At 38.1% G+C, this 23129-nt stretch carries 24 protein-coding genes; 3 read left to right on the top strand and 21 right to left on the bottom strand.

What is annotated here, in order from left to right:
• Window positions 1-2: 2 nt before the first annotated feature.
• The 11 genes from ALW18_13860 to ALW18_13810 all read right to left on the bottom strand — a co-directional run bounded on the left by ALW18_13860 (window position 3) and on the right by ALW18_13810 (window position 10899).
• A complete protein-coding gene (locus ALW18_13860) occupies window positions 3-1211 on the bottom strand; it encodes a UDP-N-acetyl-D-mannosaminuronic acid dehydrogenase (protein AOE53514.1) in 1209 nt (402 codons plus the stop codon).
• A gap of 20 nt (window positions 1212-1231) precedes the next feature.
• Window positions 1232-2362 (bottom strand): UDP-N-acetylglucosamine 2-epimerase, encoded by a 1131-nt coding sequence (locus ALW18_13855; protein AOE53513.1) that lies wholly within the window; start codon window positions 2360-2362, stop codon window positions 1232-1234.
• Between the two features lie 15 nt (window positions 2363-2377).
• A complete protein-coding gene (locus ALW18_13850) occupies window positions 2378-2887 on the bottom strand; it encodes a transcriptional regulator (protein AOE53512.1) in 510 nt (169 codons plus the stop codon).
• A 114-nt stretch (window positions 2888-3001) separates the two neighbouring features.
• Entirely contained in the window at window positions 3002-3868 is an 867-nt protein-coding gene (locus ALW18_13845; protein ID AOE53511.1) for a glucose-1-phosphate thymidylyltransferase, read from the bottom strand.
• On the bottom strand, window positions 3865-4725 hold the full coding sequence (locus ALW18_13840; GenBank protein AOE53510.1) for a dTDP-4-dehydrorhamnose reductase: 861 nt from the start codon (window positions 4723-4725) through the stop codon (window positions 3865-3867). Before ALW18_13840 ends, ALW18_13845 begins: the two co-directional genes overlap by 4 nt.
• 6 nt (window positions 4726-4731) lie before the next feature.
• Entirely contained in the window at window positions 4732-5280 is a 549-nt protein-coding gene (locus ALW18_13835) for a dTDP-4-dehydrorhamnose 3,5-epimerase (GenBank protein ID AOE53509.1), read from the bottom strand.
• Window positions 5280-6335 (bottom strand): dTDP-glucose 4,6-dehydratase, encoded by a 1056-nt coding sequence (locus ALW18_13830; protein AOE53508.1) that lies wholly within the window; start codon window positions 6333-6335, stop codon window positions 5280-5282. Before ALW18_13830 ends, ALW18_13835 begins: the two co-directional genes overlap by 1 nt.
• 12 nt (window positions 6336-6347) lie before the next feature.
• Window positions 6348-7742: a UDP-glucose 6-dehydrogenase gene (locus ALW18_13825; GenBank protein AOE53507.1), complete on the bottom strand. Its 1395-nt coding sequence runs from the start codon at window positions 7740-7742 to the stop codon at window positions 6348-6350.
• A 143-nt stretch (window positions 7743-7885) separates the two neighbouring features.
• Window positions 7886-9157, bottom strand: a complete 1272-nt coding sequence (locus ALW18_13820; GenBank protein ID AOE53506.1) for a UDP-N-acetyl-D-galactosamine dehydrogenase — start codon at window positions 9155-9157, stop codon at window positions 7886-7888.
• 21 nt (window positions 9158-9178) lie between these two features.
• A complete protein-coding gene (locus ALW18_13815) occupies window positions 9179-10168 on the bottom strand; it encodes a Vi polysaccharide biosynthesis protein VipB/TviC (protein ID AOE54418.1) in 990 nt (329 codons plus the stop codon).
• 110 nt (window positions 10169-10278) lie between these two features.
• On the bottom strand, window positions 10279-10899 hold the full coding sequence (locus ALW18_13810; protein ID AOE53505.1) for a recombinase RecR: 621 nt from the start codon (window positions 10897-10899) through the stop codon (window positions 10279-10281).
• Between the two features lie 112 nt (window positions 10900-11011).
• Here ALW18_13810 and ALW18_13805 point away from each other — a divergent pair, with 112 nt between their 5' ends.
• Complete coding sequence (locus ALW18_13805; protein AOE53504.1) at window positions 11012-12520, top strand: sodium:solute symporter; 1509 nt, start codon at window positions 11012-11014, stop codon at window positions 12518-12520.
• Here ALW18_13805 and ALW18_13800 read toward each other — a convergent pair.
• Both ALW18_13800 and ALW18_13795 read right to left on the bottom strand, forming a co-directional pair.
• A complete protein-coding gene (locus ALW18_13800; GenBank protein AOE53503.1) occupies window positions 12504-12872 on the bottom strand; it encodes a CoA-binding protein in 369 nt (122 codons plus the stop codon). The genes ALW18_13805 and ALW18_13800 overlap by 17 nt on opposite strands.
• A 68-nt stretch (window positions 12873-12940) precedes the next feature.
• Window positions 12941-14023 carry a hypothetical protein gene (locus ALW18_13795; protein ID AOE53502.1) on the bottom strand — a complete coding sequence of 361 codons (1083 nt, stop codon included), beginning with the start codon at window positions 14021-14023 and terminating at the stop codon, window positions 12941-12943.
• 170 nt (window positions 14024-14193) lie between these two features.
• Between ALW18_13795 and ALW18_13790 the strand changes: the two genes are divergently transcribed.
• Window positions 14194-14892 carry a hypothetical protein gene (locus ALW18_13790; protein ID AOE54417.1) on the top strand — a complete coding sequence of 233 codons (699 nt, stop codon included), beginning with the start codon at window positions 14194-14196 and terminating at the stop codon, window positions 14890-14892.
• Window positions 14893-14914: 22 nt separating this feature from the next.
• Here the strand turns inward: ALW18_13790 and ALW18_13785 are convergent, their stop codons facing one another.
• Window positions 14915-15373: a hypothetical protein gene (locus tag ALW18_13785; protein AOE53501.1), complete on the bottom strand. Its 459-nt coding sequence runs from the start codon at window positions 15371-15373 to the stop codon at window positions 14915-14917.
• A gap of 340 nt (window positions 15374-15713) precedes the next feature.
• Here ALW18_13785 and ALW18_13780 point away from each other — a divergent pair, with 340 nt between their 5' ends.
• A complete protein-coding gene (locus tag ALW18_13780) occupies window positions 15714-16346 on the top strand; it encodes an antibiotic resistance protein MarC (protein AOE53500.1) in 633 nt (210 codons plus the stop codon).
• Window positions 16347-16409: 63 nt separating this feature from the next.
• Here the strand turns inward: ALW18_13780 and ALW18_13775 are convergent, their stop codons facing one another.
• From ALW18_13775 to gltA, 7 genes are all read right to left on the bottom strand, one after another.
• Window positions 16410-17651: a hypothetical protein gene (locus tag ALW18_13775; protein AOE53499.1), complete on the bottom strand. Its 1242-nt coding sequence runs from the start codon at window positions 17649-17651 to the stop codon at window positions 16410-16412.
• Between the two features lie 2 nt (window positions 17652-17653).
• Window positions 17654-18559, bottom strand: a complete 906-nt coding sequence (locus ALW18_13770) for a sulfate adenylyltransferase (GenBank protein AOE53498.1) — start codon at window positions 18557-18559, stop codon at window positions 17654-17656.
• A gap of 2 nt (window positions 18560-18561) precedes the next feature.
• Window positions 18562-19281: a phosphoadenosine phosphosulfate reductase gene (locus ALW18_13765; protein ID AOE53497.1), complete on the bottom strand. Its 720-nt coding sequence runs from the start codon at window positions 19279-19281 to the stop codon at window positions 18562-18564.
• A 114-nt stretch (window positions 19282-19395) separates the two neighbouring features.
• Complete coding sequence (locus tag ALW18_13760) at window positions 19396-19809, bottom strand: Rrf2 family transcriptional regulator (protein AOE53496.1); 414 nt, start codon at window positions 19807-19809, stop codon at window positions 19396-19398.
• Between the two features lies 1 nt (window position 19810).
• Window positions 19811-20746, bottom strand: coding sequence for an amidinotransferase (locus tag ALW18_13755; GenBank protein ID AOE53495.1), 936 nt, complete (start codon window positions 20744-20746; stop codon window positions 19811-19813).
• Window positions 20747-20760: 14 nt separating this feature from the next.
• Entirely contained in the window at window positions 20761-21675 is a 915-nt protein-coding gene (locus ALW18_13750; GenBank protein ID AOE53494.1) for an amidinotransferase, read from the bottom strand.
• A 157-nt stretch (window positions 21676-21832) separates the two neighbouring features.
• Entirely contained in the window at window positions 21833-23116 is a 1284-nt protein-coding gene (gene gltA, locus ALW18_13745) for a type II citrate synthase (protein AOE53493.1), read from the bottom strand.
• Window positions 23117-23129: the final 13 nt, after the last annotated feature.

The following is a 23129-nucleotide window of genomic DNA, read 5'->3' as shown; positions in this document are numbered from 1 at the left end:
ACTTATTTAAGCACCCCACAAAAGTCCAATACAACTTTATCTTTAGGTATTTCCAAAGTTTTAAACTCATCGTGAGCTACCAAAAAAGCAATTATATCTGCTTTTTCCGCGGCTTCCTTATAGTTTGTAAGTTTAAAAACGTTGTGTTCTTCGATATTCGGTTCAACAACAAAGTACTCTTCGTCATGCATATCCTGCATAATTTTCTGAGCAATGTACTTTGCCGGAGATTCTCTTAGATCATCAATATTTGGTTTAAACGCAAGTCCCATTACCGCTATCCTTGGCAGTTTACCGTGTTTAACCTGAAATTCAAGTTTTGCAGTTTTTACTTTTTCTGCACACCAAAACGACTTGTAATTATTTACTTCTCTGGCTTTACCTATAATACGTGACTCCATCGGGTAGTCTGAAACGATAAAGTAAGGATCAACAGCGATACAGTGACCGCCCACACCACAGCCAGGCTGAAGTATATTAACACGCGGATGTTTGTTCGCAAGCTTAATCAGTTCCCATACGTTAATACCTGCCTTATCACAAATCAGGGATAATTCATTTGCAAACGCAATCTGGACATCTCTTGATGAATTTTCAGTAAGCTTACACATTTCTGCTGTAACAGCATTAGTTCTATGAAGTTCGCCTTTAACGAACTGGCTGTAAAATGCAACGGCTTTATCTGTTGATGCTTCATCAACACCACCAATAACTCTGTCATTGTACACCAATTCATGCATAACGTTACCCGGTAATACACGCTCCGGACAATACGCCAGGAATATTTCACCTTTAAGTTCGGGACGTTCGGCAAAAATATAGTTCATCATCTTGTCTGTAGTTCCAACAGGTGATGTCGACTCAATTATATATAAATCACCTTTCTTTAATAATGGTAAAATAGCGGTGGTAGCCGCTTTAACATAAGAAATATCCGGCTCATAATTACCCTTAAATGGCGTTGGGACAACAACCAAGTACGTATTTGCTTCGGTCGGTTTTGTACTGGCAGTAAGAAACCCCGCTGCAACCGCCTTAGCAACAGCTTCGTCAAGACTAGGCTCAACTATATGTATTTTTCCGGCATTTATAGTATCAACAACACTCTGATTGATATCTACACCGTGTACGTGAATATTATTATTAGCAATTAATGCCGATGTCGGTAAACCTATGTACCCTAAGCCTATTGTAACAACTTTTTGATCCATTTTAATTGATTGAATTGAAATTATTTGGTTTTAGTTTGATGGTTTTTTATATATTCAACTATACGCTCACATGCCTTCCCATCACCATAAGGATTATGTAACGCACTCATACTTTGGTAGCGTGCTGTATCGGTTAGTAAATTCGTACATTCTTCAACTATAAGGTCTTTGTTTGTACCTACTAAAATTACAGTACCTGCCGAAACAGCTTCAGGTCTTTCTGTAGTATCCCTCATTACTAATACAGGTTTACCAAGACTTGGCGCTTCTTCCTGAACTCCTCCACTATCGGTAATTATTAATGTTGATTGATTCATCAACCATACAAAAGCTGGATAAGCCAGAGGGTCAATTAATTTTATATTAGAAATATCACCCAGAATTTCATAGACAGGCCCCTTTACATTAGGATTTAAATGCACCGGGTAAATAATCTGTACATCAGGATTCCTTTGCGCAATTTCTTTTAATGCTGCACAAATATTAATAAACCCTTCTCCGTGATTTTCTCTCCTGTGACCAGTTACAAGGATGATCCTTTTTGAAAAATCTACGTTCTTCTTTAAAAAATCAATTTCTTCATTTTCTATATTTTCGACACGCTTTGCACTATCCAATAACGCGTCTATTACAGTGTTTCCTGTAACAAGTATTGAAGATTCTTCTATATTTTCCTTTAAAAGGTTTTCTTTAGAAGTTGATGTAGGGGCAAAATGAATATCTGAAATTCTACCCGCTATCTGCCTGTTAATTTCTTCAGGAAACGGTGAATATTTATCATTTGTGCGCAAACCTGCTTCAACATGACATACAGTTGCCCCCGAATAAAACGCAGCTATACTGGTTGCCATTGTAGTTGTAGTATCACCATGAACAAAAACGTAGTCTGGTTTGAAATCCTCAAGAACAGGCTTTAATCCTGTTATTATATCAGCAGTTAATGTATAAAGATTCTGATTCGGTTTCATCAGGTCTAAATCAAAATCCGGTGATAGCTCGAAAAAATCAAGAACCTGATCTAACATCTCCCTATGTTGAGCCGTTACTGCAACTTTTGTAATAAACTGAGCTTCGTTGATACAAGCTTTTACCAAGGGCGCCATCTTTATAGCTTCCGGACGGGTTCCAAATACAATTAGAATTTTTTTCATTATACAGCTAAAATCTTATTTAGATAAATTCTCAAAAACAACTAAACCATCCCGCGATTCAGTAGATAATATAAACACTACCTTGCGGTTGATCAGTTCTTCAATTTTGAGAGATAAATTATTAAAGTAATCGTCATTTAAAACATCTCCAACAACAACAACTTCTATCGTTCCTGTATCCAATCCATTAGCATAATCACCAATAAGGATAATTTTTTTCACATCGCCCATGCGTTCAAGCACCTGATCAACAATTACATCAAGCCCAAGATATTTCCTGACAATATTTTGAAGAGATAAAAATAATGGATGTTTTTCATTAGCCCTGTATCTTACCTTATTGCTAACATTCTCTTTTTCAAGATAGCCGGCATCAGAAAGATTATTCAACTCTTTACGAATCGCGTTAGTTGATTCGCTAAATTCAGTGGCAAGACCTCTTAAATGTCCTTCGTTGGCAGCATTGACAAAAAACTTCACAAGAAGTCTTAATCTGGTTTTTGAAGTAATTAGAGAATCTAACATCTAATATTTAAATAAATTGCACCACAAAAGTACTCGTTATTGTCTAACATACAATTTATCATATAAGAATTATAAATGTTTTAACAAATTTTTCTGATGAGATGATTTGGCACGCTAAATTGGCTTCGTCAAACCTGCCAAATTTCTTCCATAACCGCTTTTCATAAACGGCTTAATAAGCTCATTAAACTCTGTCTTATCAATATAACCCATTTCATAAGCCACACCTTCAATAGCACCTATTTTAAGCCCTTGGCGCTCTTCAATGACTTCTACAAACTGAGAAGCCTGCATTAAAGACTGAAAAGTACCGGTATCAAGCCATGCTGTACCTTTATCCAGCACACTTACGCTCAACTTACCACGCCTAAGGTACTCTCTGTTAACATCTGTTATTTCAAGCTCCCCTCTTTCACTTGGCAAGATTTGTTTTGCTATACTTATAACTTCGTTATCATAGAAATAAATGCCTGGAACAGCGAAATGAGATTTTGGTTCCTTTGGTTTCTCTTCAATCGAAACAGCTTTTCCATCTTCGTTAAACTCTACTACACCATACCTCTCGGGATCTTTTACATGGTAAGCATAAATAATACCCCCATCAGGGTTATTGTTAGCCTGTAATAAATCGGCCAGTCCGGTCCCGTAGAAAATATTATCCCCAAGTATAAGTGCTACTTTATCACTACCTATAAAATTCTCGCCAATAATAAAGGCCTGTGCAAGGCCATTAGGATGTTCCTGAACAGCATATTCAAAACGGCAACCTAAACGCTTACCATCACCTAGCAAATCTTTAAATGCCTGCTGATCTCTTGGAGTGGTAATAATTAATATCTCTCTTATACCTGCCTGCATCAATACAGATAATGGATAATAGATCATAGGTTTATCGTAAACTGGCAACAATTGTTTACTGACAGTAATCGTCAAAGGATGAAGCCTTGTTCCTGATCCACCCGCGAGTATGATACCTTTCATAAATTTATATTTTGCATACACATAGTCAAACTAGCAGACCAGTGTTTTATAGTAACATTAAATTCAGCCTTAATTTTATCTTTACTCATAACAGAATATCCGGGTCTTTTTGCCGGTGTTGGATATTGTGACGAGTTGATTGGCATTAATCGTATGGTTTGTTTTCCTAATTTGAATATCTCGAAGGCAAAATCATACCAGGATGCTACTCCTTCGTTACTGTAATGATAAACCCCAAATGCTTCTGATGAAGAATTGACAATAGCTATAATCATTTCAGCAAGATCAACTGCATAGGTTGGCGATCCCACCTGATCATAAACAACCGATAACTCTTCTCTTTCATTACCTAAGCGAATCATCGTTTTCAGAAAATTACTCTGATATTCAGAATACAGCCAGCTGGTACGGAGGATAAAATACTGATCCATTTGTTCTGAAATAGCTTTCTCACCTGCAAGCTTAGATGCGCCGTAAATACCAGCTGGAACGGTTTCCATTTCCTCTGTAAGAGGTATCGGTACAGATCCTTCAAAAACGAAATCGGTAGAAATATGTATCAGTATGACACCTTCACGTTTACATATTGCTGCCAGGTCAGACGGACCGTGCGCATTAACAGCAAAAGCCTTTTCTTTCTCAGTCTCTGCTTTGTCAACAGCTGTGTACGCTGCACAATTTATAATATATGCAGGAGCGTATTGTTTAACAACCTGCTCCATCTGTAATGGATTCGTAAGATTAAAATCGGATGATGTCAGGTATACAAAATTATAGCCCTTTCCATGTTGTTCTTTAACTGCACGGATCGATTGTCCTAACTGTCCGTCACCTCCTGTAACTAATATAGTTTTCATTTTATATTATTTACTATATACATCTGCCAAAACCGGTAGTATAACATCTTTCTGAGATAAATTTATTTTTTCCTGTGGTACAATCCAGTCGATTTCAATCGCAGCATCATTATAAACAACTCCAGTTTCAGAAACCTTATTGTAATAATTATCGCATTTATAAAAAAACTCAGCTGTTTCCGACAGAACAACAAATCCATGCAAAAAGCCTCTTGGAATAAACAATTGAAGATTATTCTCTGCACTAAGTTTTACAGCAACATGCTCACCAAAAGTTGACGAGCCTTTACGAACATCTACTGCCACATCAAGCACTTCTCCTTTTAATACCCTTACCAATTTAGCTTGAGCGTGTTCCCCGGCCTGGGCATGAAGCCCTCTTAAAACCCCATAAGTTGAGAACGATTGATTATCCTGGACAAACCTCGTAGCAGTACCTGTAAGCTCCTGAAATTTAGATTCATTAAAACTTTCAAAAAAATAACCTCTGTCATCATGAAATTGCTGAGGCTTCAGGATAAAACACCCCTCCAATTTTGTCTTTTCAATTTCCATTACTCTGAAACACTGTATTGATTGTCATAATATTTTTGATAGGCACCTGATGTGACATTATTAAGCCACTCCTGATTACTTAAAAACCAATCAACAGTCCTTTCAAGTCCTTCTTCAAATGTCACAGATGGTTTCCAACCCAGTTCTTTATTGATCTTTGACGCGTCTATAGCGTATCGCAGGTCGTGCCCCGGCCTATCCTTTACATAAGTGATTAGCTTAACTGAAGTACCTTCCGGATGACCAAGTTTTTTATCCATGATAGAACATAATAGTTTTACCAAGTCGATATTCTGCAATTCATTGAAGCCTCCTATATTGTATGTCGCATGATTTTTTCCCTCATGAAAAACTAAATCTATAGCCACTGCGTGATCTTCGACAAAAAGCCAGTCGCGGGTATATTTGCCGTCACCGTAAACCGGTAAAGGCTTGTTATTTATAATATTATTTATAAACAGGGGTATTAATTTTTCCGGAAAATGATAAGGCCCGTAATTATTTGAACAGTTAGTTAAAACATAAGGCAGCCCATAGGTTTCACCGTATGCCCTTACAAAATGATCTGAAGCTGCCTTTGAAGCTGAATATGGTGAATTAGGATCGTATGCAGTAGTTTCTGTAAACAATCCTTCTGCGCCCAATGTACCGTACACCTCATCAGTACTTATATGATAGAATCTCTTACCTTCAAAATTACCTTTCCACAAATCTTTTGCCGCATTAAGCAAATTCATTGTTCCAATAACATTTGTTTTCACAAAGGCAAGAGGGTCTTTTATAGAGCGGTCAACGTGGGACTCCGCAGCCAGGTGAAGTACACCATCAAATTTTTGCTCTTGAAATAGATCATTTATAAATTCGGCATCGGTAATGTCTCCCTTAACAAAAGTATAATTGGGTTCATTTTGAATATCCTTAATATTTTCCAGGTTACCTGCATATGTAAGCGCATCAAGATTGTAAATATGTACATCCTGATATTTTTTTACAAAACGCCTCACAACGTGAGATCCAATAAAACCGGCACCACCGGTGATAAGAATTTTTTTCATGAGTTTTACTTCTTAACTACCTATTCCCTGAAATATAAATCCAATTTTAGACAACTTGTCTCCATCAAGTATATTCCTGCCATCAAATACGAAAGCAGGTTTTTTCATGTTATCATATATTTTTTGCCAGTTGTAATCTTTAAACTCATCCCACTCTGTAAGTACAGCAATAGCGTGAGCGTCCTTGCAGGCTTCGTAAGCGTCGGTCACTACTTCTAAACCAGCTCTGTTAGCTTCCGGATTTCTGGAGTCAAGATAATCAAGATCTTTATATATAGCGCTTTCACTTACTTTCGGATCATAAACAGTAATGTTTGCCTGTTCATTCAATAAATTATCGGCTACATAAATAGCTGCCGATTCCCGCGTATCATTAGTATCCTTTTTAAAAGCCCATCCTAAAAAGGCTATCTTCTTCCCAGACACAGTATTATAAAGCGTTTTTACAATGTTAGATGCAAAACGTTGTTTTTGGTGATCGTTCATAATGATCACCTGTTCCCAGTAATCAGCGACTTCATTAAGGCCGTACGATTTAGCAATATATACCAGGTTAAGGATATCCTTCTGAAAACACGAACCGCCAAAACCAACAGACGATTTAAGGAATTTAGACCCAATCCTGCTGTCCATACCTATTGCTTTTGCAACTTCATTTACATCAGCACCGGTTTTCTCGCATAACTCAGACATTGCGTTGATTGAAGAAACCCTTTGAGCCAGAAATGCATTAGCGGTTAGCTTGGATAGTTCAGACGACCATACATTGGTTGTAAGTATTCTTTCTTGAGGTATCCAGTTCGCATACACTTCTACAAGTGCATTAATCGCTTCCTGGCCTTCTGCATCTGTACCTCCTCCTATCAATACCCTATCCGGATTTAATAAGTCTTCAACAGCAGTGCCTTCGGCAAGAAATTCAGGATTTGATAAGATTTGAAACTTAGCACCATTTCCTGTATTGTCTAATATATTTTTTATTGCCTCGGCAGTTCTTACTGGCAACGTAGATTTCTCAACTACTATTTTATCACTTTTAGAAACTGCTGCTATCTGTCTGGCGCAAAGCTCAATATATTTAAGATCGGCAGCCATACCCTTCCCAACACCGTAAGTCTTTGTTGGAGTATTTACCGAAATAAATATCATATCGGCTTCATCTATAGCTTTTTCCACATCTGTAGAAAAGAAAAGATTTCTTCCGCGCGCTGAAGCCACAATATCGGAAAGTCCCGGTTCGTAAATTGGAATATTATTCACATCTTCATCGTTCCACGCCGCAATCCTCTCTGCATTAAGATCTACAATTGTAATTTTAATGTCCGGACATTTGTGCGCTATCACAGCCATTGTTGGACCGCCTACATAACCAGCACCAATACAGCAAATATTTTTAATCTTAGTCATTCTCCGCTATTCGAATATTTATAAAAACCTGTATATAAATGAATTAAAAAAACACTTACTTAGTTCAGCAAACTTACAATCTTTAACTCTTAATTTTTAACAGTTCTTATTATTTTAAATATTATTTTACTTTTATGTTTATTTTATAACCTTCCATCCGCCATTTCGCCCAAGACACCTTTAACGTCAAACAGAATACTGTTTTCTTTTCTTAATCCGGCATAGTCCAGCTCTAGAAATTCATTATGTGAAACACCAAGTACAATACCTTCAAATTGTTCTTTAGGCAAGACATTTATCGTCTCTAAGCCGTACTCATGCATTACCTCTTCAGGACTAGCCCACGGATCGAAAATAGTAACATTTATACCATATTCTTGTAAAGAATGTACTACGTCAATAATTTTTGTATTTCTAACATCCGGACAGTTTTCTTTAAATGTCACGCCAAGCATTAAAACACTGGCATCTTTAATTTCGATGCCTTTTTTTATCATCATTTTAACCAACTGAGAAGCCACATATTCGCCCATACTGTCATTGAGCCTTCTTCCCGCAAGTATAATTTCAGGATTATAGCCTGAACGCTGAGCCTTTTGAGCTAAATAATACGGGTCTACTCCTATACAATGCCCTCCTACCAATCCCGGCTTAAACGGCAGAAAATTCCATTTCGTTCCGGCAGCCTCGAGCACTGCATACGTGTCAATATCCAAACGGCTAAATATCTTAGAAAGTTCATTTACAAACGCGATATTAATATCACGCTGTGAGTTCTCTATAACCTTTGCAGCCTCAGCAACCTTAATTGAAGGTGCCATGTGGGTACCTGCTGTAATAACCGACTTATAAAGTGCATCAACCTTTAGAGCAGCTTCTGGTGTCGAGCCAGATGTTACTTTTAATATCTTTTCTACCGTATGTTCTTTATCGCCAGGGTTAATTCTTTCAGGGGAGTAGCCTGCAAAAAAATCTTCATTAAATATTAATCCACTTACACGCTCCAGTACCGGTACACATTCTTCTTCCGTAGCCCCCGGATAAACCGTTGATTCGTAAATTACAATATCTCCCTTACTTAAAACTTTACCTACAGTTTCACTGGCTTTATAAAGTGCTCCCAAATCAGGGCTATTATCTTTATCAACCGGAGTTGGCACAGTTATAATATAATATTGAGAATCTTTGATATCATCAATATTACTAGTAACATGTAAGCCATTTCCCGAAGTCTTTTCCGTCTTAACAACTTGTTTTAATTCTTCATAGCTTATTTCAAGTGTTGAATCCTTAAATTTATTTAACGCTGTTATCCTGCCAATATTAATATCGAAACCTGTAACTGTATGCTTTTTAGCCATTGCTACTGCCAACGGCAGTCCCACATAGCCTAATCCTATAATAGCTATATTCATATTATAAAGTGCAGCTTATTACTAGTCTGCTTTTAAATTCTCCCAGTACCAATCAACAGCCTCCTCAAGGCCTTGTTTTATAGAATACTGCGGATTGTAATTTAGTAATCTTTTCGCTTTATCGATACTTGCCAACGAGTGCGGAATATCTCCTGCCCTTTCAGGACCGTAGATAACATCAACGTTTTTTATTGCTATATTGTATTCTGAAAGGTACTTCTTTAAGTATTCTACAAGCTCTCTAAGTGTTGTCCTATCTCCAAATGCCGTATTGTAAACAGTATTTATAGCGTCAGGCTCTTGAGTTAACATTGCCAACTCATTCATCTCCAAAACGTTATTTATATAAGTAAAATCCCTGGAATAATTGCCATCGCCATTTATTACCGGACTTTCATGTTTCATGAATTGCATTACAAACTTAGGGATGACAGCCGCGTATGCACCTGCTGGATCTTGTCGCCTGCCAAAAACATTAAAATAGCGCAGTCCTATCGTTTCAATACCGTATGTTTTACTAAATATAGCGGCATAAAGCTCATTCACATATTTTGTTATTGCATAAGGAGAAAGTGGACTACCAATTTTATCTTCAACCTTCGGCAAACTTTCGGAATCGCCATAAGTAGAAGAACTCGCTGCATAAACAAAACGTTTTACGCCTGCATCCCGACTAGCGGTAAGCATATTTAAAAAACCACCAACGTTAACATCGTTTGTAGTTATCGGATCTTTAATTGACCTTGGAACGGATCCCAGTGCTGCCTGATGCAAAACATAAGCAACCCCTTCAACGGCCTTTCGGCAATCTTCCATATTCCTGATATCGCCTTCGATAAGGGTAAAATCAGGATTCGATAATTGGTGTTGAATATTTTTCCTGAAGCCTGTTGCAAAATTATCAAGGCAAACAACCTGATAACCCTTCGCTATAAAATGGTCGCATAAGTTGGATCCAATAAATCCTGCACCACCGGTTATTAATATTTTCGCTTGTAAGTTGTTCTGCATGAATATTTTAACATTATACACTCATAAATACTGAGAATGCAAATATAAGTACTAATTAGTGTAATTTACACTTATTTATAGGTATATTAACGGGAATAATATGTAAACTATTAAGTATTCCTCATAGAATTCTCAAACGGAACACGGTGCAATATACTTCTCCCCAGGGTTACCTCATCGGCAAATTCTAATTCATCCCCCACAGCTATACCCCTTGCTATCGCCGAAGTTACAACACCATACTCTTTAATTTGCTTATAGATGTAAAAGTTTGTAGTATCACCTTCCATTGTAGAACTCAAAGCAAAAATGATTTCTTTAACATTACCGCTTTTAACTTTTTCCACTAATGTTGTTATATTTAACTGACTTGGACCAACACCATCCATGGGCGATATCTTACCTCCTAAAACATGGTAGGTACCTTTAAAAAGGTTAGTGTTTTCAATTGCCATTACGTCACGAATATCTTCTACAACGCAGATAACAGAACGTTCACGGGTAGTATTAGCGCATATCTGACACACTTCAACATCGCTAATGTTATGACACTGTCTACAAAACTGAATCTCTTCCCTCATTTTTTGTAAAGCTCCGGTAAGCAGCAATGTCTGCTCGGTTGGCTGCTTTAATAAATGAAGCGCCAGCCTAAGCGCTGTTCTCTTGCCTATACCCGGCAGCTGCGATATTTCGGCAACAGCCCTTTCCAGTAATTTAGAAGACATTTCCATAGTAGTGCAAAGGTAGTAAACAAGCCCCTATTTACATTAAACCCACACAAATTTCATCAGCCTTAGTTTTTTGAAATAATTTTCACTTGTTTTGTATTACAAACTATACACTATGCAACCCATAACCATACTCTCTATAATTGTAATTTATTTTGGCATACTTATTCTTATTTCAAGGCTGGTAAGCAAAAAAGACAGTAGTAATGACACTTTCTTTAAGGCGAATAAAAATTCTAAATGGTACCTTGTTGCTTTCGGTATGATAGGCACCGCCCTTTCAGGAGTTACTTTTATATCGGTACCGGGAGAGGTAGGTGCACCTAGTGGAGCCCAGTTTAAGTACTTCCAGTTTATTTTGGGTAACGCTATAGGATTTATTATAATCGCAAAAGTGCTTCTGCCTTTATATTACAGGTTAAACCTGACTTCTATTTACGGCTATATAGAAAGCAGGCTGGGTTATTACAGTTATAAAACATCAGCAATGATATTTCTCATCAGCCGTACTATAGGCTCTGCTTTTAGATTGTACCTGGTGGTTATTGTTTTACAGCGGTATGTATTTGACGCCTTTGGGATACCCTTCTGGGTAACTGTATTAATATCTCTATTATTAATATTCGCCTATACGTACAAAGGTGGATTAAAAACCATTATCATTACAGATACCTTACAGACCTTCTTTTTAGTGTCATCTGTATTCTTTACCATTTATTTTATCTGCGACAGCTTAAACCTAAGTATCCCCGAAGCTTTTGAAACCGTAAAAAACAGCAATTACTCCAAAATATTCTTCTTCGAAGATTTTATCGGAAGCAAATTCCATTTCGTAAAGCAGATACTGGGTGGAATATTTGTGACTATAGCCATGGTTGGCCTCGATCAGGATCTGATGCAGAAAAACCTGAGTTGTAAAAATATAGGCGAAGCGCAGAAAAACATGTTTACATTTACGGGGATTTTCGTAATCATCAACCTGTTCTTTTTAGGAGTTGGTGCATTACTTTACATCTATGCCAACAACAATGGCATTGCTATACCGACCGATGCTTTAGGCAATCCAAGAACCGACCTTCTTTTTCCTGAAATAGCATTCAACTACCTTACTATTGTACCATCCGTAATATTTCTGTTAGGTCTAACGGCTGCTACTTTTGCCACTACAGATTCTGCACTTACCGCACTTACCACCTCTTTTTGTGTTGACTTCCTGGGAATGGATAAAGCAGAAAATCTTGCCAAAACAAACAATGTAAGAACAAGGCATTTTGTACACGTAGGCTTTTCACTGCTTATGTTCCTTGTAATAATTGTATTCAACGTGCTTAACAACGATTCGGTAGTAAGCATGATATTCAGGATAGCATCATATACCTATGGTCCGCTATTAGGACTATACTCTTTTGGTCTGTTCATGAAAAACTATACTGTAAAAGATAAAATGGTACCATTTATATGCATAGCATCGCCACTCATTACTTTATTCATAAGCCTTAATTCTTCTTTATTCTTCGGAAATTATGTTTTTGATAATGAACTAATAGTGGTAAATGGTTTAATCACTTTTCTGCTATTGCTATGCGTGAGTAAAAAAGTACTCCCCATTAAAACTGGTTTATAGATAGCATTACAAGTGTACAGCCAACTTCTATATCTATCCCGTTTTGCCTTAGCAGCGAGTACAATTCAGGATTTTCTGTACCAGGATTAAAAATAACGCGTTCAGGCTTAAGACTTAAGATATAATCATAGTACTGCTTTTGGTTCATAGGGTTAAGATACAAGGTTATTGTATCTACCTCATCAAAAGGCACATGCTCTTTTTCTATCTTTACGCCATCCAGGCTTTCTTCTTTTCTACCAATCGCGACAACCGGATGCCCAAAACGTTCCAGCATCTTTATAGCCTTATAAGCATACCTGCCAGGATTGGTGGAGGCGCCCATTACAAGTGTTTTCTTTGGAGTTCCCATAGCTTCTTTTTTAATAAAAATATCAAAAAAAGGTCTATTTTCCCCCTTTTTTATAGTTATGCTAACATTTAGGGCTTATATTGATAATCGGAAGGAAGCAGATCGCCCGCCCGAAGTGTTGACAGATAGCCACTAAAAGTGATACCCTGTATGGGAATAAAAAGTCCGTTCTTGTCGATATAAAATTTACCATCGGTAAGTTCAAAACCGGATTGGTCTTTCCTGTCGTACAAAATAGAATAGTGCTGGCGCAGTTTATGTTTAACTGTTTCTTTTTTTCCTCCGGCATCCATAAGATAACTTGCTTTTGCAGGAGCTCTGGCATCGTCCAGGGATATTATTTTTTTAAACGAAAGCGAATCAGATACTTCAAAATGATTATCCGGATTGGCAGGCCACCTGTCTACATACAACTGAAACTTCTCTTCTTGCCAGGTATTATCAGCCATTGTTTTCATAAAGTGCACCGTAGAACCCAAATAGGCTTGCCTGCGCTTTTTATCTGCCGATCCTTTTTTAGAAATATCCGAATATGCCGTAGTGCCCGCAAAGAAACTCTTGTTTAAATATAGATCCGAAAGTGTTAGTGTATTATAAGAAACCTGAAAATCGACAAGGTTAAAGGCGATATTATACTCCAGTCTTTTATTTTTTATACGAAGTGGCACCGCGCTACGCGCCTGTAATGTATTTGTTGAAAGATTATAGGTTAGCCTAATATCATCTTCGTTCAGTATTTCACATGACCTACCGGATGCAGTGGTTCCTAAAAACTGCTTCCTAAAAGCCCTTAGCATTTGCTTACGCGTAAAAGGCAGGTTTTTACTTATTACTACTTCATCAAGATGAATACTACTTTCGCGGAGCAAAACTTTTACCGTTTTTTTGTAAGAAAAAGGATTTTCCAATACAAAGTTTTCAAAACCTACGTAGGTTACAATAAGCGGGACATTGTATACTGTACCCGGCTTTAATGTAAAATAACCCCTGGCATCGGTACTGGCATTTATGGTCGTACCATCCAGATAAACAAAGGCACCTTCCAAAGGTTTATTTTCAACTTCATCATATATGTAACCCGAAATAACCTGGGCATAAGCTCCCGGTATAACAATAAATAGTAAAATAAGTAAGAACTGGAACTGTTTCATGCCTAGGTAACTTTCATATTATTCAGCAATTTCAGCAAATAAATTATCTAAAAAAAGCATTTGCCCTTAAATAAGATGCGTTTACCTCAAAAAAAATTATAATTAAATGCTCACAACTAAATTTGATTTATAATCAGTCCCCTACTATGATACATCAAAGTCCCGCACAAATTTTCAAAGCCCAAAAAAGGGGGCTTACGGAGAACGGAAACCACAGGCTGCATGCCTCTTTTAACTTTAATGAATTTAACGATCCCTTACAACCACCGTTTAGCACGCTTACCGTCCTGAATGACGAAACGCTTGCCGCACAGCAAATTATTGAAAGGTCTTTAGATGCCGGTACTGTAATTATGGTGTTACCTCTGGTAGGAGCTGCTGAGTGTCATTTTAATAGCGATATACCACAGGTTATAGTTCCTGGAGAGGCTTTTACCTACCATAGTTCCGGCGGCGGAACTATTAGTATAAAAAACCCTTACGAGGACAGCATGATAAACTTTTTGTACATTACATTTACGCATGCTGCAGTATCAGAGCTCTTTTCGCTAAAAGATTTTATGATCGCCCAGACCGACCTTTCTGTTCGTAATACATTTCATAAACTATTCGAAGCATTCCATAACGGAATGTCTGCACAAATAGGAATATTTAATGCACGCGAAGAAGTACTGCATAATCCCGCAAACAAAACCAATGGCATTTTCGTATTTGTTATCAGCGGAGCGTTTAACGTCCAGGGAAGCCTGCTTGAAGAACGTGATGGACTGGCGTTATGGAATTCTGAAGAAATTGACCTGGAGGCATTGTCTGAAAATGCAATATTACTTCTTGTAGAAGCGCCACTCAATGGGTTCACGGCCTTATAACATTAAGTAGTCTTTTTAATCGCTAGTTCTTGCTTTCCACTACTACCCCTAAAGCCAGCACATTTGGCAGGTAAGAACCGGCGCATTTATTTTCTACCGTTATTTTATATACACCTTTTTCAAGCTTTATATTTTCTTTTATAATTGTATAAAAATCACATATATCTCCTGCACACTCAGAAAGGTTTTTGCCATTCTCATCTGTAACCCGAAAGTTATTATAGATACTTTCCATCTCGCCTCTTGGATTCTCAAGTATTATAGATACCGAAACCATTTCATATTGCGGCTCATGTATATGTGAAAATAACAGTTTAATATCAGCTTCTGCGATATCTTTATCTACACTAAACTCAAATTTTTTTATGTCGGTTGCCTGCCACCTGTTTTCCGAAAATTCTTTAATTATTTCTCTTGCCACTTCTGTCTTTTTACAGGAAAGTGTGCTTATAAACAAAAGTAAAAGCAAAACTTTTTTCATAAGTAATGTAGGATATTAGCTGGCAATGCCAGTTAGTGTGTTGTTCTTATTTACTAATGTAATTATTTTTCAGCTATTTTAAAAATTAAACCCCCAGAGCCTAAGGCGGTTAATCTATAAATAGACTCAAGACACTTTCTCTTCTTTTTGTCTATTTAAGAATCATAAATAATTGCTATCTTGTATCTTGAAAATATTTAAGAAAGCAGAAAAAAACAATTATTTCTGCTGCAAAACCAAACCTCTCTATTTGTTATTATATGGGGTCACAATTTAATAATTTAGAAAAGCCCGAATAGCCGTTAAACCATACTTTTGCCAATAAAACCAAACTAACCCTATGGAATTATTTATTTACATTTTTGCAGCATTGTTCTCTGTAATCAACCCGCTTGGTGCAGTGCCAATTTTTGTTGGACTCACTATGAGCGACAGTATGGCGGAACGTTCACGAATATCGTTTTGGGCAGCGGTAAATGTTTTTATAATTCTTATCATCTCTTTTTTTATCGGGCAATATGTGCTTGCCTTTTTTGGAATTAGTATAGATGCGTTAAGGATAGCTGGAGGTTTTATTATCGTTAACTCAGGGTTTTCGCTGCTTACCGGTAAATTCAGCAAAAAAAGGGGTGTAAACAAAGAGGTAGAGAACGATGCCCAAAAAAGAAACGACATTGCCCTTACCCCGCTTGCCATACCAATGCTTGCAGGCCCGGGATCTATATCATTACTTATTGCCATGTACCAGGATTATCAGCATTTCGATCAACAGGTTATTGCCTGCCTGGCCATGGGTGCCGTGGCAGCGGTTATCTTTTTAATGCTGCGCAGTGCACATTACCTTTCAAGAATACTGGGAGCATCTGGTATAGTGGCTATTTCCCGTATAATAGGTTTTATTGTAATTGCTATAGGCGTGCAATATATAAGCAGTTCTGTGGTAAATATTTTAAAGACAATACCCTTTAAATAGACAAGCTGCACCCAATGGGTGCAGCCTGACAACAAACAAACTATATAACAATTCTAATCTAACCTATTCTGTAAATCCTACAGCCACTGTATTATTGGTCTGGGCATCTATAAGGATAAAAGCACCGTTTAGCCTGTTAACACTAAAAGCGTCTAAAAAGGCAGGTGCAGCAGTTTTTAACTGCACTTTTGCAATATCATTCAGTTGTAAACGATCTGCTTCTTTAATATCAGAAGGATTCTCCGGCGGAACTATTCCCTCTATAGCCTGAAGCTTGCACGCAACAGTCCTTGTTCCAGCCTGCAAAATATATTTACCCGATGGCAATGCATGTTTCTCGTCCATCCACACCAGGGTTGCACTAATATCTTTAGAAAGCAGTTTTTCATCCGGCTGCTTCACCAACATCATACCACGGCTGATATCCACCTCATCTTTAAGCCTGAATTGTATTGACTCCCCTGTATTGGCAGAGCTAAGCGTATTGGTAAACTTACGTATCTCAACCACTTCGCTTTTTTGACCTGACGGCAATACAGTAAGCTCGTCGCCAAAAGACAACTCACCACTGATTATTCTTCCGGCGTATGCCCTGTAATCCACAAATTCAGCATTCTGAACATGCAGTACCTGTTGAATGTCTATCCTGAAATCTTCGGTTTCTGTACCGCTCGATATAATTTTATGAAGGATGCCCGACAACGTATCGCCTTTATACCATTCGGTATATTTTGAAACTTCCACTACATTATCCCCTTTCAGCGAACTTATAGGCAGTATATGGATGTCCGGCCTATAGCCGAATTGCGTTGTCATTGCATTAATATCGGAAGCTATAGACAGGAATGTGTCCTCGCTATAATTTACCAGATCCATCTTATTGATACAGAAAACAACCGTTTTTAACCTTAGCAGGCTGCTTATAAAATAATGCCTGTACGTTTGTTCTAACAATCCTTTGCGTGCATCAATAAGAATTATAGATACTTCAGAATTTGAAGCACCTGTAACCATATTACGCGTATACTCCACATGCCCGGGACTATCGGCTATAATAAATTTTCTTTCTGAAGTCGAAAAGTAAATATGGGCAACATCAATGGTGATACCCTGTTCCCTTTCGGCAATAAGCCCATCGGTTATCACAGAGAAATCAAGATCTTCAAGTCCTTTTTCTTTCGTTTTTCTTGCAATAAGTTCTTCCTGCTCTATTGTCAGTGCGTGGCTATCATTTAGGAACCTGCCTATTAACGTGCTTTTGCCATCGTCTACACTACCGGCAGTATTAATTCGTAGTAAATCCATAATTAAAAATACCCTCCCTTCTTTCTCTGCTCTAATGCCGCCTCAGATCGCTTATCGTCAATACGGGCACCACGTTCAGAAGATTTGGAAGATTTGTTTTCGTACATAATATCGGGAATCGTTGAAGCCTCAGACACGAATGCTGCGGTACAGGTCATATCGCCTACGGTACGAAAACGTACTATAGTTTCCACGATCTCATCGCTGTCTACAAGGTTCAGGTAGTCAGAATGTGCCAGGAAAGCGCCATCCCTCTTTACAAGTTTTCGTGGATGCGCAAAATATATTGTTGGCAGGCCAATGCCTTCCTGTGCAATATAATTCCACACATCTTCTTCTGTCCAGTTGCTTATAGGGAATGCCCTTACGTTCTCCCCAAAATGAATTTTACCATTCAGAATATTAAATAATTCTGGACGCTGTTTTTTAGCATCCCACTGGCCAAAATCGTCACGCACCGAAAAGATACGTTCTTTAGCCCTGGATTTTTCTTCATCACGGCGTGCACCGCCCATGCAGGCGTCAAAACCAAACTCTTCTATAGCGTCAAGTAGCGTTACCGTTTGCAGTGCATTTCGGCTCGCATGCTTGCCGGTTTCTTCCTGAACTTTTTTCTGGTCGATACTATCCTGTACATAACGCACAATAAGCTCCACTCCAAGTTCTTCAACCAACTGGTCACGAAATGCTATAGTTTCAGGGAAGTTATGCCCCGTATCTATATGTAAGAACGGAAACGGAATTTTTGCCGGATAAAATGCTTTTTGTGCCAGTCTTGCCAGTGTTATAGAGTCTTTGCCTCCGGAAAAAAGCAGCACCGGTTTTTGAAACTGTGCCACAACCTCACGGATTATGTATATGCTTTCGTCTTCCAGCGTATGCAAATGTGTTTGTAATTGCTGTGTCATTATTAATAATTTTTATCAGAATGTATATGCAGGCCACATTCTTTTTTGCCATGTTCCCACCACCAGCGTCCGGCTCTAAAATCTTCACCTTCCAGTAAAGCGCGTGTACATGGTGCACAGCCTATACTTAAATAACCTTTTTTATACAGGCTGCTTACAGGAATATTATATTTATCTGTGAACTGTTCTACTTCTTTAAGTGTGAAATGCAGTAAAGGATTAAACTTAACCAGCCGGTTAGCCTCGTCCCATTCTAAAAACTGCATTCCTTCACGATTTTGCGATTGTTCTGCCCTTAGCCCGGTTATCCATAACGATGCTCCGGTAATGGCTCTTTGCAAGGGTACTACTTTGCGTACGCGGCAGCATTCTTTGCGGCTTTCTACACTATTGTAAAACCCATTGATACCATGATTATTTACATAATCTGCAATATTCTGCTCATCAGGATAAAATGTTTTAATTTTTATCGCCGGATATTTGGTTAACGTTCGCTGAAACACTTCGTAAGTTTCATTAAACTGACGGCCTGTATCTAAGGTAAAAACCTCAACTTCGTTTGCGTGAGGTGCAATAAAGTGGGTAAGTACCTGGTCTTCTATACCAAAAGAGGTAGAAAAAACCTTTCTCCCCTCAAAAGCACCAACCACAAAGCTAAGTGCCTCAGCAAGCTGTAGACCCTCTAATGCGTCATTTAGATACTGTAATTTTTTCTCCTCCATCTTTTCTTTTAACCTATACCGAATGTTTTTATCGAAATAAAAACCCGTGATTAATTTTTTTCAAATATACTATTACTCTATAGAAATAATAGACTATAAAGATAAAAAAAAGCGCTACAATAATGTTAAATCATGTAACGACTTCTGTTGAAGAACGTTAAGCGTGTTATCACGCACCTCTGCCATAAACCTGTTAAGCGAACATTTTTCCTCGTGAGGGCAGTCATCACACTTTTCGTAATAGTTAAGGCTTACGCATGGCAATAATGCTATAGGCCCGTCTAACACACGGATAAGCGTAGCAGCGGTAACGGTTTTAGGATCTTTCATAAGATAATATCCCCCACCTTTGCCTTTTTTAGAACCGAGAATACCAAACTTCTTAAGGTCTAACAAAATCGCCTCAAGAAACTTTTTAGGTATCTGTTCTTTTTCAGATATATCAGATATAAGTACCGGCGCTGTTCCACCCTGCTTAGCAATGTAGATAAGCGCCTTTAACCCATATTTTGTTTTTTTTGAAAGCATATTATTGTTTTAGCAAAAATATTTCAGCCATCATGCAGCGTGCGCTTCCGCCACCACATGCTTCAATAGTATCAAGGCTTGAACTCAATATTTCTGTATGTTTTTCAATTTTAGCAATCTGGTCTTTAGTAAGCACCTGTCTTGCCGAATCGCTCATTACAAGGTAGCTTTTATTATCGGCACCCTGTACCTGAAGCATATTACCCGCAAAGTTATTCAATTGGGCTTCTGTAAGCAGGATAATCTCTTTACCGTCTTCCTTAAGGTTTTCAAGCACCATTTTGCGCTCTTTTTTATCGTCAATACAATCTGCACAAATAATAGCAAAAGTATCGCCAATACACATCATTACATTGGTATGATAAATAAGCTTGCGCTCTCCGTCTACCGTTTGGTAAGCCTCAAATATAACCGGTGTATACTCAAAATCCTCACAATATTCTATAAGAAGCTCCTCATCTGCACGTGGTGATAAAGCACAATATGCTTTGTGGTTAGCCCTGTCTAAAACAATACTCCCTGTTCCTTCAAGAAAAATATCATCTTCTTCAGCCGATGTATAGTCTACAATATTATCTATAACAAACCCCTGATCTTCCAGTAAGTCTAAAATCTCTTCACGGCGCTCATTACGGCGGTTCTCTGCAAACATAGGATATAATGCCACATCGCCATTTTCATGGAAAGAAACCCAGTTATTCGGGAAAACAGAATCCGGAGTATCGGAATCTGTAGTATCATCTACAACTACAACATTAACACCTACAGCTTTTAGCTTTTCAACAAAAGCATCAAATTCTTGTTGTGCCTTAGCATTTACGCTTTCCGGCAGCAGGCTGTCTATTACTTTTTGGTAATAATTATTAACTGCGGTTTGCTCGTTCATCCTGAAAGCCACCGGGCGAATCATAAGTATAGTATCGGTAATCTGTTTCATATCAATTTAAAAAATTAATCTCTTATAAGGGGTAATGTTGAACATCTTAGTAAACCTTCCTGTTTTGCTATTTCTGCATACGGTACCTCTTCAACAATAAAATCTTGTGCTATAAGCCAGTTTTTAAGCCTGTGGAAGTTTTTCTCTACAACAACCACGTTCGTATCTATCGAAAAAAAGTTAGATGTCATGTTATACATCTCTTCCCTTTCTATATGAAACAGGTTGTCTTTGCCAAACAAGTCTACAAGATACAAATAATCTGCCTCTTCCCTAAACCCGCTCTTATAAATTACGCCTTTATCTTTACCAATCGGCTGAAAGCAACAGTCAAGGTGCAGTGCGTTATCTCTTGGTTCTATCCTCGATTTAACAAGGTCAAACTCTTTTACGATCTTATTCGGGAAAAGTTCTTTTATATAATTTACCCCCTGTATATTGGTTCTGGCGGTAATAAAGTCTTTATAATCGCTGCCTTTGTAAGTACCAATAAAAATATGGTCATTCCACGGCATTACATCGCCACCTTCAATATGTACTTCTTCGGGCGGGCGAACTACCTTTGCAGGATCGATCTGGTCTATTACATATTGTATAGCATCCAGTTCCCTCTCCCTGTCCGGTAAAATATTTGCTTTGACAAATATATCGTCAATCACAAAACCGATATCCCTGCTGAATATCTGGTTATAATCCTGTATAATTTCAGGCCTGTATACCTTTACATCATACTTTTCGAAAACTTTTGCCAGCGCATCCATTTCTTTCACCATGTCTGCTTCTACCGGATATGTTCCCGCTTTTATGTGCTCCAGCGATTTCGGATCGTAAGCCTCGCTCTCTGTTGGCGTTGGCCCGTTACTTGTGGCAGTTCCTAATATAACGGCCCGAAGCCGCGATGTTTCGTTTTTTACGTTAAGGTGTAACATAGTATATACAGGTTTTGCGCAAATATAGAAAATGAACGCATCATTGTAAACTTTTATAGCGATATTGATAATTATTTCGTCTGAAATTTATGCAATCATTACAAAGCAATAAAAAAGCCGCTCTGTAGGAGCGGCTTTAGATATCTATATAAAATAATTATCTGTTTTTTACGTCAACAAACTCTCTTAACGGAGAACCTGTATACACTTGTCTAGGACGCCCGATAGGCTCTTTGTTAACACGCATTTCTTTCCATTGTGCAATCCATCCCGGAAGACGGCCAATTGCGAAAAGAACAGTGAACATTTCTGTTGGTATTCCCATAGCCCTGTAAATGATTCCCGAATAGAAATCTACGTTAGGGTAAAGGTTTCTAGATTTGAAGTACTCATCCTGTAATGCAGCTTCTTCAAGTTTTTTAGCGATTGCAAGTACCGGGTCGTCAACACCAAGTTTTGAAAGTACTTCATCAGCTGCTTTTTTAATGATCTTAGCTCTTGGGTCAAAGTTTTTATAAACCCTGTGTCCAAAGCCCATAAGACGGAACGGATCATCTTTATCTTTTGCTTTCGCAAGATATTTATCGGCATCGCCACCGTTTTTCTGAATCTCTTCAAGCATTTCAAGTACAGCCTGGTTAGCACCACCGTGAAGCGGACCCCATAAAGCAGATACACCCGCAGATATTGAAGCAAAAAGCCCAGCGTGAGATGAACCTACCATTCTTACTGTAGATGTAGAACAATTTTGTTCGTGGTCTGCGTGAAGGATGAATAATTTATCAAGAGCGTTTACAATAACAGGATCGATAGTGTAAGGACCTGTAGGCAGAGAGAACATCAGGTTCATGAAGTTTTCTACATACCCCGTTGTATTATCGTAATAGTTTAGGGGGTAACCCATAGCTTTTCTGTATGTCCATGTAGCAATAACAAGGAATTTACCCACCGCCTTGCAAACAGCCTCATACATTTCAGCTTCGTTGTTAACATCAACCGATTTTGGGTTAAATGCCGTAAGTGCACTTGTTAGTGACGCAAGCACTCCCATTGGGTGTGCATTTTTAGGAAACCCGTCAATGATATTTTTCATCTCTTCATTAACAAGAGTATATTTCCTTATGTTAGTTTCAAATTTCTCAAGCTCGGCAGCTGTAGGCAGCTCTCCAAAAATAAGCAGGTAAGAAACTTCTAAGAAGTTAGATTTTTCAGCAAGTTGCTCGATAGAATATCCTCTGTATCGAAGTATACCCTGCTCTCCGTCAAGGAAAGTAATTTCGCTTTTGCATGACCCTGAGTTCTTATAACCCGGATCTATTGTTATAGCGCCGGTAAGACCACGCAGTTTATCAATATCAATAGCAGTTTCGTTTTCGGTTCCTACAATAACCGGGAACTCATACCTTTTGCCATCAATTTCTAGTATTGCAGTATTTGACATATGTAGTGTGAAT

Source organism: Flavobacterium psychrophilum (assembly GCA_001708385.1).
In the GTDB taxonomy this organism is placed as follows: domain Bacteria; phylum Bacteroidota; class Bacteroidia; order Flavobacteriales; family Flavobacteriaceae; genus Flavobacterium; species Flavobacterium psychrophilum_A.
The sequence above is the reverse complement of the archived record's forward strand: the minus strand, read 5'-3'. Positions and strand labels throughout refer to the sequence as shown.

Coding starts and splice junctions, on each gene's coding strand:
- ALW18_13825 (AOE53507.1), bottom strand. CDS start 7,742: ATGACTAAGATTAAAAATATTTGCTGTATTGGTGCTGGTTATGTAGGC.
- ALW18_13830 (AOE53508.1), bottom strand. CDS start 6,335: ATGAAAAAAATTCTTATCACCGGTGGTGCCGGTTTTATTGGATCTCAC.
- ALW18_13855 (AOE53513.1), bottom strand. CDS start 2,362: ATGAAAAAAATTCTAATTGTATTTGGAACCCGTCCGGAAGCTATAAAG.
- ALW18_13810 (AOE53505.1), bottom strand. CDS start 10,899: ATGGAAATGTCTTCTAAATTACTGGAAAGGGCTGTTGCCGAAATATCG.
- ALW18_13805 (AOE53504.1), top strand. CDS start 11,012: ATGCAACCCATAACCATACTCTCTATAATTGTAATTTATTTTGGCATA.
- ALW18_13765 (AOE53497.1), bottom strand. CDS start 19,281: ATGGAGGAGAAAAAATTACAGTATCTAAATGACGCATTAGAGGGTCTA.
- ALW18_13835 (AOE53509.1), bottom strand. CDS start 5,280: ATGGAAATTGAAAAGACAAAATTGGAGGGGTGTTTTATCCTGAAGCCT.
- ALW18_13770 (AOE53498.1), bottom strand. CDS start 18,559: ATGACACAGCAATTACAAACACATTTGCATACGCTGGAAGACGAAAGC.
- ALW18_13795 (AOE53502.1), bottom strand. CDS start 14,023: ATGAAACAGTTCCAGTTCTTACTTATTTTACTATTTATTGTTATACCG.
- ALW18_13780 (AOE53500.1), top strand. CDS start 15,714: ATGGAATTATTTATTTACATTTTTGCAGCATTGTTCTCTGTAATCAAC.
- ALW18_13750 (AOE53494.1), bottom strand. CDS start 21,675: ATGTTACACCTTAACGTAAAAAACGAAACATCGCGGCTTCGGGCCGTT.
- ALW18_13840 (AOE53510.1), bottom strand. CDS start 4,725: ATGAAAACTATATTAGTTACAGGAGGTGACGGACAGTTAGGACAATCG.
- ALW18_13755 (AOE53495.1), bottom strand. CDS start 20,746: ATGAAACAGATTACCGATACTATACTTATGATTCGCCCGGTGGCTTTC.
- ALW18_13800 (AOE53503.1), bottom strand. CDS start 12,872: ATGGGAACTCCAAAGAAAACACTTGTAATGGGCGCCTCCACCAATCCT.
- ALW18_13785 (AOE53501.1), bottom strand. CDS start 15,373: ATGAAAAAAGTTTTGCTTTTACTTTTGTTTATAAGCACACTTTCCTGT.
- ALW18_13760 (AOE53496.1), bottom strand. CDS start 19,809: ATGCTTTCAAAAAAAACAAAATATGGGTTAAAGGCGCTTATCTACATT.
- ALW18_13775 (AOE53499.1), bottom strand. CDS start 17,651: ATGGATTTACTACGAATTAATACTGCCGGTAGTGTAGACGATGGCAAA.
- ALW18_13815 (AOE54418.1), bottom strand. CDS start 10,168: ATGCAGAACAACTTACAAGCGAAAATATTAATAACCGGTGGTGCAGGA.
- ALW18_13850 (AOE53512.1), bottom strand. CDS start 2,887: ATGTTAGATTCTCTAATTACTTCAAAAACCAGATTAAGACTTCTTGTG.
- gltA (AOE53493.1), bottom strand. CDS start 23,116: ATGTCAAATACTGCAATACTAGAAATTGATGGCAAAAGGTATGAGTTC.
- ALW18_13845 (AOE53511.1), bottom strand. CDS start 3,868: ATGAAAGGTATCATACTCGCGGGTGGATCAGGAACAAGGCTTCATCCT.
- ALW18_13820 (AOE53506.1), bottom strand. CDS start 9,157: ATGAATATAGCTATTATAGGATTAGGCTATGTGGGACTGCCGTTGGCA.
- ALW18_13860 (AOE53514.1), bottom strand. CDS start 1,211: ATGGATCAAAAAGTTGTTACAATAGGCTTAGGGTACATAGGTTTACCG.